8 protein-coding genes are annotated in these 17367 nt (G+C 68.7%); 5 read left to right on the forward strand and 3 right to left on the reverse strand.

All coding sequences use genetic code 11. The annotated features are described in order from the left end of the window. Positions 1-67: 67 nt before the first annotated feature. The gene (locus Poly30_RS20385) at positions 68-2617 is read right to left on the reverse strand and encodes a TPR end-of-group domain-containing protein (protein WP_419190417.1); all 2550 of its coding nucleotides are present in this window, start codon (positions 2615-2617) and stop codon (positions 68-70) included. Between the two features lie 38 nt (positions 2618-2655). Beyond that, complete coding sequence (locus tag Poly30_RS20390; protein ID WP_145201586.1) at positions 2656-3711, reverse strand: sigma 54-interacting transcriptional regulator; 1056 nt, start codon at positions 3709-3711, stop codon at positions 2656-2658. A 279-nt stretch (positions 3712-3990) separates the two neighbouring features. On the opposite strand from Poly30_RS20390, the gene nusA reads away from it, so the two are divergent. The 3 genes from nusA to rbfA all read left to right on the forward strand — a co-directional run bounded on the left by nusA (position 3991) and on the right by rbfA (position 9380). Further along, positions 3991-5121 carry a transcription termination factor NusA gene (gene nusA, locus Poly30_RS20395; RefSeq protein WP_419190418.1) on the forward strand — a complete coding sequence of 377 codons (1131 nt, stop codon included), beginning with the start codon at positions 3991-3993 and terminating at the stop codon, positions 5119-5121. Positions 5122-5572: 451 nt separating this feature from the next. Further along, positions 5573-8917, forward strand: coding sequence for a translation initiation factor IF-2 (gene infB, locus Poly30_RS20400; RefSeq protein ID WP_145201592.1), 3345 nt, complete (start codon positions 5573-5575; stop codon positions 8915-8917). A 13-nt stretch (positions 8918-8930) separates the two neighbouring features. Next, entirely contained in the window at positions 8931-9380 is a 450-nt protein-coding gene (gene rbfA, locus Poly30_RS20405; protein WP_145201595.1) for a 30S ribosome-binding factor RbfA, read from the forward strand. A 71-nt stretch (positions 9381-9451) separates the two neighbouring features. Here rbfA and cysS read toward each other — a convergent pair whose 3' ends face one another. Then, positions 9452-10879, reverse strand: a complete 1428-nt coding sequence (gene cysS, locus Poly30_RS20410; RefSeq protein WP_419191381.1) for a cysteine--tRNA ligase — start codon at positions 10877-10879, stop codon at positions 9452-9454. A 74-nt stretch (positions 10880-10953) separates the two neighbouring features. On the opposite strand from cysS, the gene Poly30_RS20415 reads away from it, so the two are divergent. Together Poly30_RS20415 and Poly30_RS20420 are read left to right on the forward strand one after the other, a co-directional pair. Continuing rightward, entirely contained in the window at positions 10954-14580 is a 3627-nt protein-coding gene (locus Poly30_RS20415) for a serine/threonine-protein kinase (protein ID WP_145201602.1), read from the forward strand. A 64-nt stretch (positions 14581-14644) separates the two neighbouring features. Continuing rightward, complete coding sequence (locus tag Poly30_RS20420) at positions 14645-17236, forward strand: carboxypeptidase-like regulatory domain-containing protein (RefSeq protein WP_145201606.1); 2592 nt, start codon at positions 14645-14647, stop codon at positions 17234-17236. The last annotated feature ends 131 nt before the right edge of the window (positions 17237-17367 follow it).

Here is a 17367-nt window from a genome sequence, read left to right on the forward strand (position 1 = left end):
AACCGATGGGCAGCGTCCCGATCTTGGACCGGCCCAAGGTCCCGCCTCCGACCTCCCATGCGGTCGATCAGAGCACGCGCACGAGACGCTGGAACCGTGCCTCGTTCCGAAGCGAAGCCAGATCGGGATCGTTCGCCGCCCACTCTCGCTGGCGATTCGCGGACTCCACCGACGCGTGGTTCTGCATCAGCTCGGTTTCCAGGTAGTCGAGCGCCCGGGAGGTGTCCCCCAGGAGAGCGTGCGTGCACGCGAGGTTGTACCAGGTCCCCGGCCCCGGGCGGATCGAGCGCAGGAGCGACCGAGCCTCTGCTTCCGCCCCGGAGCGCGCGCGATAGCACGCCATCAGAACGCGCATGAACTCATCCTTGCGGAGCTCGTAGGCACGCTCGTAGTACCCAAGCGCCTTGTCCTTGTCGAGCAACCGCACGTTCGCATTGACCGCCAGACTGACGAGGGCGGTCGAGCGAAGCGCGCGGAAGCTCGAGAGGTCGTCGAACGTCGCGCCGCGGCCCGCGAGATCACGCTCGATGTCTTCGATGCGCTCGACCGCGCGGAGGAGCACGCGCTCCGCTTCCTCCCCGCGCCCCTCGTCGGTGAAGGCGCTGCCAGCGAGAAGCTGCGCCCGAACGATGCGCTCGTGCCCGATGACGAACCACCAGTCGGAGATCCCATCATCGGTGAGATCCGCCTCCAGGCGCGTCGCGATCACGCGCGCCTCCGTGCCCCGGCCTTCCTCCTTCAGATCCTGCGCGTGCCAGAGCGCCGCGCTTCCGGGGATACGCAGGTCGCGCATCCACTGCCTGTCCGTACTTCGGTTGGCCTCTTCGGCCGCTTGGCGCGCGGCGAAGCGCCGGCGCTGCAGGTTCTCCAGGGCCTGGATCTCGGGCTCGGGAATGATCCCGAACGCTCGTTCCTGCGCGCGCGTCATGAGCTGCCGCGCCGCGTCGATCGCGTCGTCGATACCGCTGAGTCGAGCCGCACGGATGCGATCGAGGTAGCGTCGACGCGCTGGATCCGCGAGCGGATCCGTGAGTCGCTCCACGACCTCCGGCGGCCCCGCGGGCTCCAGGAGCGCGAAGCCTGGCAGCTCCCCGGGTGACACCGACGCGAGGACGCGGCCGAGCCGCCCCTGCAGCTCCACGATCCGCGCGCGATCCAGAGGCCCGCCCTTCGAACCGTCCGCCTGGAGCCGTGGGCCGCCCCCGCTCGCAAAGCCGCGGCGACCGAAGAAGATCTGATACACCGACATGTCGCTGCCCAGCAGAGCGTCCCATCCGGTCATGACATCCCCGCGGATCTCGGCGTAGACGGCCTGCGCTTCGAGGTGGCGTTCGTGGGCGGTGCGGGCCCTCTCCAGCGCCGGCCCGAGGGACGCAGGATCGGCGGCATCGCTCCGGACGAGGAACGCGAGCGCGCGCGCGATCTCCAGCACCGCGCGCTGATGGAGCAGGTCCACGTGCACGAGCCGTTCCGACTCGGCGAGCAGATCACGTCGCTCGGAAAGAGCCGCGTCGAGCGCGCTTGCCGCCAGTTCGAAGCTCCGCTCGGCGTCCTCGACGTGGCCGAGCGCGAGCTCTGCGAGCCCCGCGAGGTAGCGGCCGCGGAACACCCAGAGCTGCGACTCGTAGGCGTCGAGTCGTAGCTCGCCCCCGAGCTGCAGGCCGCTCGCCTCGGTCAACGCCTGGGCCGCCCGCAGCGCGGCGCCCGCGTCGCCCTCCGCGCTCAGCGCGATCCGGGCGGACTGATACAGGGTCACGTCGCGGGAGATGCCGAGGTCGGTGAGCCGCTGGAGAAGTTCGGCCGCTCGCCCTCGCACCTCGGAGGCCGCGAGACGGTCGAGCGCTTCCTGGAACGCATCGCCGGCGGCAGCGCGCACGATTTCCTCCGGCGCCTTGAGGCCGACGACGAGCGGCATGAGGTCGAGCGTGCTGAGTTCGTTCGCGTCCCCGAGCCACTGGCCGTAGCGAGGCAGGAGAACGGCCAGTACGTCGGCGTCCGGAGCCGCGCTTCCCCGCGAAGCTCCCTCGGCGAAGAGGCCACCGTCCACGAGGGACCGGACCAGGCGCACGATCTCGGTGTCCCCACCGGGTGCCTCGACCAGCGCCGTCGCGGCCCGCACGCGGAGGGCCGCATCCGGCTCCTTCACGGCCACGGCCGCGAGCACCTCGGCGGCGAACCGATCTCCGATCCGCCCGAGCGCCGCGATGGCGTCGCTCCTGGCTTCCTCGGGGATCACTCTCGCGTCGGCCCCGGATCGCGGGCTCACGAGGGTCGAAAGCGCCCGCACGCGTTCGGGCCGGGCCAGGTCCCCGAGGTCGGGACGGGCCATGAACCCGATGGCGAGCCCCTGGATGACCGGGTCCGGATCGGCGACGAGCGCGGTCGCCTCGAGGACGAGCGACGTCTCGGGATCGAGCGACTCGACGACGATCCGCGTGAGCTCTCGGCGCTGGAGGGCACCCGCGGCATCGGAAGGATCGAGGATGCGGGCCAGGGCGGCCGCCGCATCCGACCGGACGGCCTGCGAGGGATCCGCCGTCGCGACGGATCCCTGCGAGAGCGGGGCGGGAGTGGACAGGCCAGACGCGAGGGCCAGGCTCAGGGACAGAAGAAGCATGGTCAAGGGAGCGCCATCATGGGCCATCCGGACGGCGCTCACGCACCATCGAGCTTTTTCCGACGATAGCTGAACGCGCGCCGCGACAATCCGACGCACCTGGCCGCCGCAGAGACGTTCCCCTTCTCCTGTTCCAGGGCGGCTTCGAGGACGGCCGCCTCCAGCTCCTCCAGCCCGACGCCGCTGGCGAGCGCCTCGAGCGCGATCTCCTCGGCCCGTCCAGCCAGCCCCTCGCCCAGGAAGGCGACCTCTTCGGCGCGGACGGTCTCACCCGGTGATCCGAGCACCAGCACCCGCTCGATGGCGTTCTCCAGCTCCCGGAAGTTCCCCGGCCAGGGGTGGGCGGCAAGCGCCGCCAGGGCCTCCGGAGAGAGCGCCCGCGGCGCCACGCCCGCCCGAGCCGCCACGTGGGCCATCACCCCCTGGCAGAGGCCCTCGAAGCCAGGTCCATGGGTGCGGGTCCGGAGCGGCGGCACCTGGAGCGGCACCACGGCGAGGCGGTAGTAGAGATCCTCTCGAAACTGCCCTTCTTCGACCGCCCGCGCGAGGCTCCGCCCGGTGGTGGCGATCACCTGGACGTCGACTTCGACGAAGTCCTCCGACCCGAGGGGCTCGACCACTCGCTCCTGCAGCACGCGCAAAAGCTTCACCTGGAGCGCCAGATCGAGGGTTTCGATGGCCTCGAGCACGAGAGTCCCGCCGCTGGCACGGACGAATCGCCCTTCCCGCGCGCCCACCGCTCCGGTGAAGGCGCCCGCCTCGTGGCCGAAGAGTTCCCCCTCCAGAAGGGTCGAGGCGAGCCCGGAGAGATGCACCGAAACGAAAGGTCCGTCGCGCCGCCCGGACAGATCGTGGAAACGCCGGGCGGCACGGCTCTTGCCAGCGCCGCTCTCTCCGGTGAGAAGCACCGTGGCCGGGGCACCCAGCGAATCGTCGGCCGGATCAGGGGTGGGGACGCCCGAGGCGACGCGGGCCAGCCGTTCCTCGAAGGCCTCCCACTGGTCGGGACCCCCGGCGAGTTCGTCGCTGGCTTCGGCTTCTCGGCCGAAGCCGTCCGAACCGGCCGGCGGCAGGGGGTCATTCTCCGAATCCATGGGTCGAAGTCTAGGAGTCCGCACCACCTTCGCCCAGCGGAGGTCTCCTTCTAGACCTCAATAACCGTGCGATTCAGCCCATAACAGGGCCATCTGAGGTTGACTCCCCAGCGGCTCCGGCTCAAACTACGTGGCGAACGTAGACCCGACGAACACTCCTGGACAACTGCGCGAAGAGAAGCTGAGCATCCCCGAAACGAATCAGGGTCGAGCTGATCTGCGCCGATGGAAGGAGCGGGGCCCTCCCCCGCTCCTTTTCTATTGCCCTCCTCGCGAGCCATGAATCCCGACCAACTTCTCCAAACGATCGACGCGCTCCACGCGATGAAGAACATCCCACGTGAGGTGATCTTCCGCGCGTTGGAGGAATCGATGGCCGCCGCCGTGCGGAAACGCTTCGGCGAAGGGGAGGATCTCGTCTGCACCATCGACCGTGAATCCGGCGAGGTGACGATCGAGGACGACGAAGGCGTCTACGAGTTCGAGATGAGCGAACTGGGCCGCATCGTGGCTCAGACGGTCAAGCAGGGCTTCACCCAGCGCGTGCGCGAAGCCGAGCGGGACGTGTTCTTCGACAAGTACGAAGAGCGCGTGGGCCAGCTGATCTCGGGCGAGGTCCAGCGCTACGAGGGCCAAGATCTCGTCATCAGCCTCGGCGACGTCGAGGCCTACCTGACCCGCGAGGACCGCGTCCGCGGCGAGACCTACGCCCCGGGTGACCGGACGCGCGTGATCATCGTCGAGGTTCGCAAGGAAGGCAGCCGCGTCAAGATCTTCGTCAGCCGCACCCACCCCGACCTCGTGCGCAGGCTCTTCGAACTCGAAGTGCCCGAGATCGCGGACCAGATCATCGAGATCAAGCGCGTCGTGCGCGAGCCCGGCTACCGCACCAAGATGGCCGTGCTGTCCAGCGACCCGAAGATCGATGCGATCGGCGCGTGCGTCGGCGTGCGCGGATCGCGCATCAAGGCGGTGATCGACGAGCTGCGCGGCGAGCGCATCGACATCATCCGCTGGAGCGACTCCCTGGAGACGCTCGTCATGAACGGCCTCGGCCCGGCCAAGATCCACCTTGACAACATCTACCCGAATATCGAGCGCCACTCTGTGACGGTTCTGGTGGACGAAGAACAGCAGTCGCTCGCCATCGGCAAGCGAGGCCAGAACGTTCGCCTGGCCAGCCGCCTTTGCGGCTGGGACATCGATATCAAGACACGCGAAGAGTTCTTCAAGGACTCGGAAGCGGAAGCCGCCGGCAACGCCCAGCGTGAAGACGCGGCGAAGAAAGCGGAGCTGGAAGAGGCCGAACAGGACTCCTACGACGACGACAGCTACGACTCCGAGGATGACCTCGAAAGCGAGGATGGATCGGCCGCAGCCGACGACACCTCGGAAGCCACTGCTGGCTAGAACTCTGCAGGCCAGAGCGATCCCGAGCAGAACCCATCAGGTCCGAACTGAACCCCGCCCACGGGGTCAGGTTCAGTTCGGGCGCCTGGAGACAATCCCCCTTTGACCCCTTCCGAGCTGAACTCCGCGGACCCTCCCGCGGCGCTCCAGCGAGGACGAACAAGGACTTATCCGTGACAGCATTTTCCCATGCAGGTTGAGGTCACTGAGTCGGGCATCACTGCCCGCCCCGGTCATCCCCTCTGCCTCAGCCCCCACAACCTACTCCCCGCGCCATCCCATGGCGCACTTCCGGCTTAGCGCTACGACCCTTCGGGTCGCCGGGCTGAATCGGAATCCGATCAAGCCCCCCCGACGCTCTCCCAGCAAGGGACCGGACCCGCGAGTCACAACGACGTGACTCCCATGGATCCGCCCTGGTGAGCGTCCAGCACAGCCAAGACAAGGAAGATTGAGCGACAAGGTACGTATTCACGATCTCGCAAAGCAGTACGGCATGCCGGGTAAAGACCTGGCCTCGAAACTGCGCGACTTCGGATTCAGCAAGGCGAAGAGCCACATGTCGGCGCTGGACCAGTTCGAGCTGGTTCAGGCCCAGGGTCTGCTGGAGGCCAACGGCATCATGCCGACCTCCTCCGACTCGTCGGACGATGGCGGCGGAGACGGCGAGAGCGGAGGTCTGCGCGTGATGAAGCGCAGGAAGCTCAAGGCCGACAACGACGATTCCGTTAGCGGAATGCCTGGCTTCAAGCGGCGGAAGAAGCTGCCTGAAGAGGGTTCGGCCCCGGCGGTTCGTCCCGCAGGCCAGCCCCAGGCGACATCCGCGGCCACCCCCTCGGCGGCTCCGGCAGCCCCGCGCGTCACGCCCCCGGTGGAGGAGATTCGCCCCGCGGCTTCCGCGACGTCGGAGTCCGCTGCGTATCCCGCGGGAGCTGGGTCCCCCGCGGCAGCTGGGTCCCCCGCGGCAGCTGGGTCCCCCGCGGCAGCTGGGTCCCCCGCGGCAGCTGGGTCCCCCGCGGCAGCTGGGTCCCCCGCGGCAGCTGGGTCTCCCGCGGCAGCTGGGTCTCCCGCGGCAACTCCAACAGCAGGTGCTGCTCAGCCGGTTGCCCCCGAAGTATCCGCCAAGGCGCCCACCGCCGCGGAGCCCGTCAAGGCACCTACCGCCGCGGAGCCCGTCAAGGCACCTACCGCCGCGGAGACCGCGCGCGCGAAAGCGATCGCGGAAGAGGACGGCATGGCCCCGATCAAGCGCTCGATCGCCAAACGGAAACGCGAGGCAGAGGAGGCGATCGTGGCGGAGAAGGCCGCGGCCAAGAGGGCTGCGGAGGCTCCGGCCGTCGTCACTCCTGCCGCGGACGAGAAGCACGCGACCAGCGACGCCGCCGAGTCGGCGGGGAACGCCGCGGCTGAAGGCACGTCTTCGGGCGCAAAGGCCGGCGAATCCGCCGGGAAAGCGGGTGAGCCTGCGGCGGCTTCGTCTGCGGGCGATGGCAAGAGCGCCGCTGCGAACGAGACGTCCGAAGCCGGCTCCAAGACGTCTCCCGCGCCGGCTGGCTCTGATGCGGGCGGGGCTGCCACCCCGACCGCAGAGGCTCCAGCGAGCACCGATGCCGTTGCCCCAGAAGCGCCCGCGGCCCCGGCCGCCAAGGAAGACGACAAGCCCGAGCGACGAGGCAACGTCGTCGGCTTCATCGATCCCTCCAGCTTCCAGCAGAGCACGCCCGCCCGTCGCCGTCCGGACTCGCGCCGCATCCAGGGCCGCGACGACGCGACGCCTGACGTGCGCCCGACCTTCGGTCGCGACCGTGGTCGCCAGCAGAGCCCGACCGGGCCCCGCGGCAAGATGACGGCGGCCGAGCTCCGTGAACGCGAGCAGGGACGCTTCCTGCGGCGTAACCGCGCCGCTGGCGGTCCTCCGGGCCGCGGTGGCCCAGGCAGCCAGGGCGGCGGCGGTGGTCGCGGAGGCGGCCGCGGCGGATCGCGCGATATGGTCACGCTCTCGCCCTACTCGGGCCAGAAGGTGACGGTCGACGAGCCGATCACGATCACCAAGCTCAGCGACGCCCTGTCGCTCAAGAGCAGCGTGGTTCAAAAGCGCGCTCTGGAGCGTCAGTACGGCATGTTCACGGTCAACCAGACCCTGGACCACGATACGGCGACGCTCCTCGCGTCGGAGTTCGACGTCGAGCTGGAGATCAAGGAAGAGGTCACCGCGGAGCAGCAGCTCATCGAAGAGGTGGCCAAGAAACGGAGCGAGATCGAAGAGGAACACCTCACCGAGCGCGCCCCCACCGTTGCCTTCCTCGGCCACGTCGACCACGGGAAGACGACCCTCATCGACAAGATCCGCAGCTCCAAGGTCGCGGACAAGGAGTCGGGTGGCATCACCCAGCATATCGGCGCCTACCAGGTGCAGACGAAGAAGGGCCACTCGGTCACGATCGTCGACACCCCGGGTCACGAGGCGTTCACCGCCATGCGTGCCCGCGGCGCGAAGGCCGTGGACATCGTCGTGCTCGTGGTCGCAGGTGATGACGGCGTGAAGCCGAGCACCGTCGAGGCCATCAACCACGCGAAGTTCGCCAAGACCCCGATCGTGGTCGCCATCAACAAGAAGGATCGCGAGGGCTTCAACGCCAACTCCGTCATCCAGCAGCTGATGGGCCAGGAACTCGTTCCCGAGCAGTACGGCGGCAACACCGCGATGTTCGAGACCTCGGGTATGACAGGCGAGGGCATCGAGGAACTCCTCGAGCACATCTTCCTGATGGGCGAGATGGAACTTGGCCTCCGGGCTCACCCCGAAGGCCCTGCCAGCGGCGTGGTCCTCGAGGCGGAGATCCAGCAGGGCCGGGGCATCGTCGCTCACCTTCTCGTCCAGGACGGCACGCTGCAGCGCGGCGATGTCATCCTGGCCGGTGAAGGCTACGGCAAGGTGCGGCAGCTCCTCGACGACCGCGGCAACACGCTGAAGGTCGCTGGACCGTCGACGCCGGTTTCCGTGACCGGTCTCGACGCCCTTCCGGGCGTCGGCCAGCCGTTCCACGTGATCGATACCCTGGCCCAGGCCAAGGAGATCGCCGGCGAGCGCGAGCGCAGCAACCGGGCCGTCATGCTGGCGTCCAAACGCGAACCGAGCCGCGAGCTGGAAGCGATCCTTGGATCGGCTCCGAAAACCGAGCGCGAGAACATCAACGTCATCATCCGGACGGACGTCCAGGGCTCGGCCGAGGTGCTCCGCCAGGAGATCGAGGCGCTCGAGCACGACGAGGTCCAGGTCAAGCTGATCCACTCGGGCGTTGGCCCGATCACGGAGAGCGACGTCGACCTCGCTGCGACCTCGAACGCGATCCTGATCGCGTTCCAGGTGTCGGTGAACCCGAAGGCCCGCCAGGAGGCGGAGCGCAAGGGTCTGACGGTGCGTCGCTACAGCGTGATCTACGAGGTGCTCGACGACCTCCGTCGGGTCATGGAAGGCGCGCTCAAGCCGGAGTTCCTCGAGGAGATCACGGGTCACGTCGAGATCAGACGTCTCTTCAAGTCCTCGAAGATTGGTCTCATCGCCGGTTGTATGGTCCTGGACGGCACGATCAAGCGGAACAGCAAGTGCCGCTTGCTCCGGGACGGAAGCGTGGTCTACACCGGTTCGATCGGGTCGCTGCGGCGCGAGAAGGACGAGGCGAACGAGGTTCGCTCGGGCTTCGAGTGCGGTATCGTGCTCCGGGACTTCCGGGATATCCGCGTCGACGACGTGGTCGAGACGTTCCGCATGAAGGAAATCAAGCGGACGCTCTGATCGGCTGACCGTCATGGCGAACCCACGAACCGTGGCTCGACTGGAAGTGCAGATTCAGCGCCGTATCGCGCACTGTCTCCAGTTCGAGCTCGCTGACCCGCGGTCGTCGTTCATCACGATCCAGCGGATCGAGCTGAACAGCGACCTGAGCACGGCGAAGGCCCACTACTCGGTGCTCGGCTCCGAGGCCGATCGCTCGAAGGCCAAGCACATGCTGGAGCATGCGAACGGATTCATCCGGAAGCAGATGGGCTCGATCCTGAGGACCAGGTCGATCCCCCAGCTGCGCTGGGTCTACGACGAATCGATCGCGGGCGCCGAGGCCATGGAAGACCTCCTGGAGCGGACGATGCGACGGGACGCCGAGATCCGGGGCGAGGCGGTGCAGCCTCCTCCCCCGCCAGGGGAAGCGAGCGACGAGGCCGAGGAAGCCGAAGACGACCCCTCCGACGAAGAGGAGTAGGCAAAGGGAAGGGGCCCGCATCCACGAAGGATGCGGGCCCCTTTTCGATGAAGCGCGCTGACCTCTCGTCCCTATCGCCTGCGCCAGACGACCCCGTCCGGGGTGTCCTGCAGCTCGATCCCCATGGCGGTGAGCTGATTCCGGGCCGCGTCCGCCGCCGTCCAGTCCTTGGCCGCCTTCGCTGCATTGCGCGCCTCGATGAGGGCCTCGATCTCGGCGTCCGCCGTCTGCTTGTCGACCTGGATGAAGCCGAAGACCTCGTTCGCCTTTCCGTAGAACGCGAGCGTGTCAGCAGCCACCGCAGCCCCGACCTGACCTTCCAGGAGCGGCTTCCGCAGGCTCTCCAGCGCGGCGAGCGCCACCGGCGCGTTCAGGTCGTCGTTCATGCCGCCCTCGAACGAGGCGATCGCCGAGTCGAGGAGCGCGCGCCCTGCCTCGGCGTCCGCTGCCGCGGGTCCCCCATCGAGGATTCGGTGCAGCATCACGGCGACCTCGTCGAGGTTCTCCAGGCGCGCCCGGATCTCGTCCATGATCGGCCAGGTGAAGTTGATCTGGGTCCGGTAGTGGCCGCGGAGGAGCGCGAATCGCAGGTGGCGGGGCTCGAAGCCGCGCTCCTCGATGTCGGACAGCGTGTAGACGTTGCCGATGCTCTTGCTCATCTTGCCGCCGTCGACCTGGAGGAACTTCGCGTGCATCCAGACGTTCGCGAGCGGCACCCCGTTGGCGCAGGCGCTCTGGGCGATCTCGCACTCGTGGTGCGGGAACACGTTGTCCTCGCCGCCCGTGTGAATGTCGATCTGGTCCCCGAGCAGCGCCTTGGCCATGGCCGAGCATTCGATGTGCCAGCCCGGGAAGCCGTCGGCCCCGAAGGGCGTCTCCCACTTCATCAGGTGCGCGGGGTCGCTCTTCCAGAGAGCGAAGTCGGCGGGGTGGCGCTTCTCGTCGTTGACCTCGACCCGACTCCCGGCGACGAGGTCCTCGACACGGTTGCCCGAAAGCCGCCCGTAGGCCGGGAACGTCGACACGTCGAAGTAGACGTTGCCGCCGACGCGGTAGGCGTGCCCCGACGCGATGAGCTGCTCCACCATCGTGACCATCTCCTCGATGTACTCGGTGGCCTTCGGGCGCGCCTCGGGCTCGCGGACTCCGAGGGCGGCCATGTCCTGCAGAAACATGGCCGTGTAGCCACGGGTGATCTCGAAGGGGTCCTTCTTCTCCCGTCGGGCCTGGGCCTCGACCTTGTCGTCTCCACCTGAGTCAGCGACGTCGTCATCCGTCAGGTGCCCGACGTCCGTGATGTTCATGACCTGGCGGACCTCCAGGCCCGTGTACTCGAGCCAGCGGCGCAGTAGGTCGGCGAAGAGAAAGCTCCGATAATTCCCGATGTGCGGACGGCCGTAAACGGTCGGTCCACAGTTGTAGACGCGCGCCACGCCCGCCTCCATCGGCTCGAAGGGCATCTTCTCTTTGGTGAGCGTGTTGTAGACGTGGAAGGTCACAGGCAACGGGTTCGTTCGAGTCCGATCGGTCGTAGAATGCGCAGGGGCCCATACGTTACCGGGCGTCCGCGCAGATGACCCCGCTTAGTCACGCACTTGGTCAAGAAGGACCTGAATCCGCTGAGCGGCCCGGTCCGGAAGTCCGCCTTCTCTGCCCCCTGGGGGTTGGGCGAACGAGCCGGGTCTGGCGCGGCGTCCTCGGCGCCGAGTGGACCTCGGACGGGCACACCCTGGAGGCCGGCACCGAGGTGGCGATCAAGATCCTCCGCGCCGACCTCGTGGGCGAGCCGGACGCACGCGAGACCCTGGCGTTCGAGCGCGAGGCGTCCCGCGCCGTCCACCACCCCTCGCTGGCCCGAACGCGGTACCTGTCCGTGAACGGTCCCACGCCCTTTCTCCGGGACGGGGTGACCGGGCTCGACCCTGCGGTGCTCGAAGACGTGGGCGCGGCCCGTCCATGGCTGATGCTCGACTTGATCCCGGGTGCGTCGCTGGACGAGATGATCCGGCGGGACCGGGGGCTGCCGGAGCCGCTCGTACGTTCCATCGGCAGCTCCGTCGCCCGCGCGATCGGCGCGCTCCACGCGGCGGGCTGGGTCCACGGCGACGTCAAGCCCGCGAACATCCGGCTGGACGCCCACGGGCGGGCGATCCTGGTCGATCTCGGCTTCGCCCGGCGCACCGGCGCCGCCGGTGCCCCCCACGGGACACCTGGGTACCTCGCACCAGAGCGCTCGGGCGTCGGGCCACCCCGAGCCTCCGCCGACCTGTTCGCCCTCGGCGTCACCCTCTACGAACTCCTCACGGGAGAGCATCCGGCGGGTGCGCTCGACGGCTCCGCGATCGACGCCCGCACGGAATCACGCCTCAAGGCGCTACGCCGCGGCCAGATCAAGCCCCCCTCCGACGTGACGCCCCGCGTCTCGCCCCTCTTCGACGCGCTCGTCCGCGTCCTGCTCCAGCCAAGCCCCGCCGCGCGACCGACGGCCTCGGAGGCCGCCTCCATTCTGGAGGAAGGCGAGAACGGCGAGTGGTGGCGCGCGCGCATCACCTTCGACGCGAGCGTTCGCCGCGACACCGTCGCGTGGTCGGGCCAGCATGGGATTCCGCTCGTCGGACGGGACGACGAGCTCGAAACGCTCGCCGCCGCCTGGGAGCAGGCCAAGTCCAACGGTCTCTCGGTCCTCCTGGTCGGGGAGCAGGGCTCGGGAAAGTCACGCCTCATCGCGGAGTTCGCGCATCGCGTCCGCCACAGCGACCCGAATCCCCCGCTGTACCTTTATGCCCGCTGCGATTCCGTCGGCGACTCGCGCCCGGGCGCGCCCCTGATCTCGCTCCTACGGCGCTGGCTTCACCTGCCCTCGCCGGGAACGCCGGGGAAACGTACACGAGAGCTACTGGAGAGGACGGTGTCGCCCGATACCGCAAGGGCGCTCGAACAGGTGCTGCGGCCGGGGTCCGAGGACGCCCCCGCCGTCGACATCGCCGAGTCGGCCGCGCTGGCCGAGTGGATCACGCGACTCACCCATGACGTACCCACGATCATCTTCCTGGACGACGTGAACTTCGCGGGGAAGTCGACGCTCGGCGCGCTCGCCCGCGTCGCCCGCGAGCTGGAGGGGTCGAGGCTGCTGCTCATCCTCGGCCTTCGAAGCCGCGCGGAGGTGCGCCATCCCGCAGAGCTGTCCGAGCTCCGCGGCAGGCTCGCCGCGCACACCTCGCGGATCCAGCTCGGACCGCTCGACGAGCCCGCCGTGCTCTCCCTCGTGGAACACATCTTCCACCACTCGGTGCCGCGGCTGCGCCTGGCGCGGACGCTCCTGAACCGGACCCAGGGGCTACCCGGAAGCATCGGGGAACTCCTTCGACTGGCGCGTCAGCGCGGCTGGACACGCCAGGCACCCGCGCCGGGCCTCGGGCTTCAGCTGCTGGTGTCCCCCGAAGAGCTGCCTCGCCCCGAGAGCCTTCGAAAAGCCGTGGGCGAACGCCTCGGCGACCTCGCACCGAGGGAGCGCATCTGGCTGGAGCGCTTTGCGATCGTCGGTTCGCGGATCGACCCGGCACTTCTGAGTCAGGCGTGGCCGAAGGCCAACGTGAACCATCGCGAAGCGGCGATCGCGAGCCTCGTCCGCAATGGATGGCTCGTACCCGCGGGCAGTCGCTATCGCTTCGCCCATCCCGTGGATCGCGAGGAGACCATGACGCGCATCCCGGAGCGGCGGGCGCGCCGCATTCATGCCGCGCTGGGCCAAGCGCTGGCCACGGACGAGAGCGCGCGACTTCGCCGCCCCAGCTACCGCAGAGCGTTCCATCTCCGGGGCGCGGGCCTCAAGGAGGACCTCCTTGCCATCCTCCCGGCGCTGCTAGACGACCTCAAGGATCGCGGGCACCCGTATCGCCGCGCCACGGTCGCCGGCTGGGGACTCGAGGCCCTCGACGACGGTCCGCGGGATCCGAAGCTGATGAACCTGCGCCGTCGTCTGCTGGAGGAACTCGCCGACGCGGCCGATCGCCTGGGCGAGCGCGAGGAACAGCGCGCGGCGCTCGAGGAGCTGAGCGAACTCGACATCGATCTCGACAAGGACCCGCGTGCGGCGGGCCGGATCTATCTGCTGCACGCCCGTCACGCCGTGAGCAGCGGCCAGTTCGGGATCGCGCGCGGACTCCTGCGCAAGGCTCGTCAGCTGATGGAACGTCCGCCCGGGGAGGACGCCACGGAAGGCGAGCTCTCCCAGCAGCCGTTCGACCGAGCAGAGATCGAGCGCCTCGCGGCGCGGATCGAAGCCGAGCACAGCGAGTTTCGCCAGGCCTCGAAGTACGCGGCGGCCGCGCTCGAACTTGCACCCGACCCGGTGGCCCGGGCCGAGGCTCACCTCCTCCAGGCGGAGATCGAGATCCTCGACGGCAGCGTGGAGTCCGCGCTCCGGCGGCTCAGCTTTGCGCGCCGAGAACTCCGCGCGGAGGAGGGCGGACTGCGCGCCCGCTCCACGCGAGCATCGATCAGCATGGTGACCGGCCGGGCCTGGCGCCTCATCGGTCGACCCTATCGCGCATTGCGGGCGTTCGAGCGCGCGGCCGAGCTGGCGGTGCAGGCGGGCGAAGGCCGGCTGGAGGTCGAGGTCACCGCGCGGCGTGGGCGCCTCATGGCCGACATCGGTCGCGAGCATGAGTCCGAGCTGATCCTTCGGGATGCGCTCTTCAGCGCGCGTCGCATCGAGGACAAGCGAGGCGAGGCGCTGGCCGCTCTGTTCCTGGGCATCCTCCTCGGGGAGAACGGTGAGGAGGGCGCCGGCGACCTGATCCGGCGCGCGACGTCGCTGGCCGAGGAGCTCGGGCAGGGTCGCATCGAAGCTGTCTCGTCCGCGATCGAAGCGCGGATCGCCTTCGGGAAGGACCAGGTCAAGCTCGCTCTGGAACGATCCGCCCACGGCTGGGACCTCGTGCGCCGCCACGGCGCGGAGCTGCCCGACCGCATCGTGATCGGTGGAACGCGGGCGCTCACCCTGAAGCTGGCCGAGCGGGATCGCGAGGCCGAGCGCATGGTGAAGTCGATCCGCCGAAGGATCGAATCGGACAACGCGCAGCTCAAGTCGGGGATCATGCAGCAGCGCCATCGGCGCTGGTCCCTGTCCCTCCTGGAGCGCACCCTGGACACGGACGGGCCGCTCTATCCGCGGGTGATCCTGGAGAACTGGAAGTAGCCGTAGGGGGCTGCGGTTCGAGGATTGCGGGGTTAGCGTGGGTAGCGGTGCCGCGCCCGAATCCATGAGCTCTTCCGAACCACGCCACTCGGCTTTAGCCGCAGCGCTCGCCTGCGCTGCGCTGGTCCTTGTCGCCGCTTGGTTTTCGGGAGCGTTCGAGGCGCCAGCCGACGTACCTGGGCCGGCGCTGGGTCCGAAAGTAGCCGATGTCCCCGAGCCAGAGCTCGACCGACCCGAGGGTGAGCGCTCCGAGATTCGCGTCCCGGCTCCGGAACCGGATCGAGTCAGCCCTGAAGCGGCGGAGTCCGTCGTGTCTCCAGCGGCCCTTCGCGGGACGGCGGCCTTGACCGTGCGCGTGCAGCGACCAGGTGGTGCCTCGGCCGAGGGCGTCGAGGTCCTGCTGGAGTCCTCCCCGGTGAACGCGCCGCCGAGCTTCGACTTCACGGACCGGCGTGGTATCACGCTTCGGATGCCGTGCGATGCGGACGGACTTGCGATCTTCGAAGAGGTATCGTTCGGCAACTACCGCGTGTCGGCCAGGGACGGGGACGGAGCTGCGGATGCCCAGGAGTTCGTGTTCACCGGGGAGACCGAGCGTTCCCTCGACCTCGTCAAGACTGGACCCGATGACGGACTCGTGGTCCGCGTGCAGGATGCGCAGGGCGCAGCGGTCCCTTTCGCAGAGGTCAGGGTCGCAGGTGGGATCACTCGGACCAAGGTGGTGGGCATGCGAGGCGAGCCCAGTCTTGAGTCCAGGTGCGACGGGGAGGGTCGAGTCACGTTCCCAGGTGTCGACTTGAGGGAAGCCGTGGTCCACGCCGAGTCTTCCGATGGGCGCCGGGGCTGGGCCATCGTTCGCGGTGCCGCATCAAGGCGCTCGGAGGAACCAGACTATCGTGAGGTGACCGTGACCCTGGAGACTCCGGGCGTTCTCGAGGGTCGGCTGCTGGGGCGGCCGGAAGGTTGGCCCGGCACGGGCCGGGTCAAGGCCTGGGCTCTGACCCGCTCCCATCCGCACCACTCCTCGTTCGGGCTCAGCTTCGAAGGCCGAGCCGAGGGCGACCGCTACTCCATCGAGGGTCTGGGGCCTGGCCAGTACTCCCTGACGTTCGAGGACACCCACGGCCTGCGAGTCGACTATCCGAACATGGGCACGCCACCGCACTCGATGCCGAACTCCCTGGCCCCGATCGACGTGACGATCGAGGCCGGCAGGACCACGGTGCAGAACTTGACCGTGGTGCGGGGCGCGACGCTCGCGGGAGTGGTGCGAACCGCCGCCGGAGCTCCCATCGCAGGGGCACTGGTCAAGACCACGTACACCCCGATGACCGGCAACTTCCCCGATGGCTTCGTCCTTCACGGGGTCAATGTCTGGCGCCTCGACTCGGACTCACGCTCGCTGGCGAAGCACCCGCTGACCCACCGGGAGACCCGGACGGACGAGGAAGGGCAGTACCGGATCGAGGGCTTGCCGGATGGCAAGCTGCGAGTGGAAGTGATCGTCGCGGGCATGTCCTACGATCGGCGGGAAGCCGTGGAGCTTTCGACCGCGGAGGTGCAGGAACTCGAGCACGTGCTCGTGCGAGCCGGGGCCATCGAGGGTCTCGAGCCGGGGGGCGGGTACCTCGGCGTTCGGCGCAAGGGCCAGTCCGTTCCGGAGCACCTCGCCATCCTCCCGCAAGCCGGCGATTTCTACTTCCCGGGGCTCGCCCCCGGCGACCACGAGGTGCTGCGCTATCACAGCGTTCGATCCATCCCCCCGGTCCTGCTGGCCGAGGTCGAGGTGAGGGCCGGGGAAACGGCATGGGTCGACCTGCGAACGGCGACTCGGCCGATTCGATATGAGCTGCGGCTGACCCATCCCTATGGACCCATGGTGGGCGCCAACGTGCGACTCGGCGACTCCGGCTGGCGAAAGACCGATGCTCTCGGACGCGTTGCGTTCGAGAGAGCGTTCCCCCTTCGCCTCCCGACGTGGGCCAACGTCATGCGCGGTCCCGTCAATTACCAGGTGAGGCTTGCCGATCTCACGGAGGATCGCGGAGTCTCGAAAGGCGAACTCTTCTTCGGAGACGAAACGCTGGGGGTGCGGACCCTCGATGCCAGGGGTGCCGCCAGCGCTGCCTCGCTGGTGATCAGCTCGAACACGCTCGAGGGCGAGTCGGTGACGTCGGCCAGAACCAAGGCGCTCGATGTGGGACCCGAAGGCACCCTCGATCTGGAGCACCTCGTGCCAGGCTCCTACGACGTCATCGCCACCTTCCCGAGCGGGGCCGAAGTGGCGGGTGTTGCGAAGGTGCCCAGCGCTGGACGCCTGGAGCTGCGAGAGTACCCCGCTGGCCAGCTCTCTCTCCTGGTCACCGACGCCTCAGCCAGGCCGTTGAAGGAAGCCCAGGTCCATGTGGCCTGGTGGAGCGGCGAAGGCGCCGCCCCTCTCGACCTCTCTACCGTCTCCGCAGGAAAGAGCTCGCGCCGCGCAGAGACGGACGCCGAGGGTCGCGCGACCCTGCGGGGACTCCCCGCCGGGCGCCTCTCGATCCGAGTCGGAGCCAAGAGACTCAGCTGGGCGCGCCAGGGCCCAACGGTCGAACGGAGCGTGGAACTGAACGTGGACGAGGAGATGCACCTCGCCGTCACCATCGAAGAGGAGTAACGCGCGACGGAAATCGGTGATTCGCCCGATTCCGCCTGTTGATGGCAGGCGAGGCGAGCAGTTGAGCCGGAGTGAGGCCGCCGAATGGGCGGCACCGCGCTCCCGTCCCTGCTCCCCCATTTTTTCCCTGC

Source organism: Saltatorellus ferox (assembly GCA_007751475.1).
In the GTDB taxonomy this organism is placed as follows: Bacteria; Planctomycetota; UBA1135; order UBA1135.